The following is a 1,286-nucleotide window of genomic DNA, read 5'->3' as shown; positions in this document are numbered from 1 at the left end:
TGAGGAGCCATGGAGATTCCGGACAGCCGTCTTATGGGCGTAGCCTATGCGGCTGTTTGGGTTGAGAGGGACTCGTTGAGTACTTCCAGGGGTGGCCGGTAGCCGAGCGCGGAGTGCAGGCGCCGGTGGTTGTAGAACCCTTCGATGTAGCGGATGACCTGCCGTCTTGCCTTGGCTCGGGTGGTGAAGACGAAGCGGTGCAGCCATTCGTTCTTGAGCACGCTGAAGAACGACTCGGCCATCGCGTTGTCGTAGCAGACCCCGGTGCGGCCGACTGAGCGGCGGATGTCCAGGCCGGTCAGGAAGCGGCCGAACTCGTCGCTGGTGTAGTTCGAGCCGCGGTCGGTGTGGAACACGGCGCCGGGCTGCAGCAGGCCGGTGCCGGCGGCCATCCGGACCGCATCCTTGATTAGCTCGGTGCGGTAGTGATCGGCCATCGCCCAGCCCAGGACCGCCTTGCTGTGGCAGTCGATCACGGTGGCCAGGTAGAGGAAGCCCTCCCAGGTGCGGATGTAGGTGATGTCGCCGACCAGCTTGGTGCCCGGCCGGGCGGCGGTGAAATCGCGGCTGACCAGGTCGGGGATGCCGTGGAAGTCGCCCGCTGCGGTGGTGGCCGGCCGGAAGGCCCGGACCTGCGCCGGGATCAGGCCCTGTTCGCGCATCAGGGCGCGGACCAGCTCGGCCGAGCAGTGCTCACCGCGACGCTGCAGGGCTGCGTGCACCCGCCGGTAGCCGTAGGTCTCGTGCGAGCCGGCGAAGATCTCGGCGACCGACGCGGCCAGCAGTGCGCGGCGTTGCGCGGTGGCCGAGGCCGGCCGCCCACGCCACTCGTAGTAGCCCGAGCGGGACACGCCCAGCCAGGCGCACATCTTCAGGATCGAGTGACGGGCCTTCTCCGCGTCGATGAGCTCGTACTTGGCGAGCGTCATCGAGTCTCGGACGCGAAGAAGGCGGCTGCTTTTTTCAGGAAGATCAACTTCTCTCGCAGCTCGGCGTTCTCCCGCTCCAGCTCCCGGATCCTGGCCCGATCCGGTCCGGAACTCGGCTGCTGCTCCTCCTGCGCGCTCGCGATCCGGTGCCGGTTCACCCAGCTGCCCAGGGTGCTGGCGTTGATGTCGAACTCCCGCGCCACCGACGCGACCGTCCGATCGCCCTCCAGCACCATGCGGACGGCTTCTTCCTTGAACTCCGGTGAGAACTGCCTGCGACGCCTCGTCACGTACCTACCTCTTCCAGACTTCTGTCAGCTTATGTAGCCGACTGTCTGGAATCTGCTGGGCACCTCA

General features: G+C 66.7%; 1 protein-coding gene. It reads right to left on the bottom strand.

Going from position 1 to position 1,286, the window contains the following annotated elements:
* Window positions 1-44: 44 nt before the first annotated feature.
* Window positions 45-1,219, bottom strand: a protein-coding gene (locus tag ACTMTI_RS56840) for an IS3 family transposase (protein WP_441129404.1) whose coding sequence is annotated in 2 segments (ribosomal slippage) — window positions 45-964 and window positions 964-1,219 — 1,176 coding nt in all. Because the reading frame shifts where the segments join, the coding sequence is not laid out codon by codon here.
* Window positions 1,220-1,286: the final 67 nt, after the last annotated feature.

Source organism: Nonomuraea sp. H19 (assembly GCF_052068215.1).
In the GTDB taxonomy this organism is placed as follows: Bacteria; Actinomycetota; Actinomycetes; order Streptosporangiales; family Streptosporangiaceae; genus Nonomuraea.
This window is presented reverse-complemented; position numbering and strand designations above follow the sequence as displayed.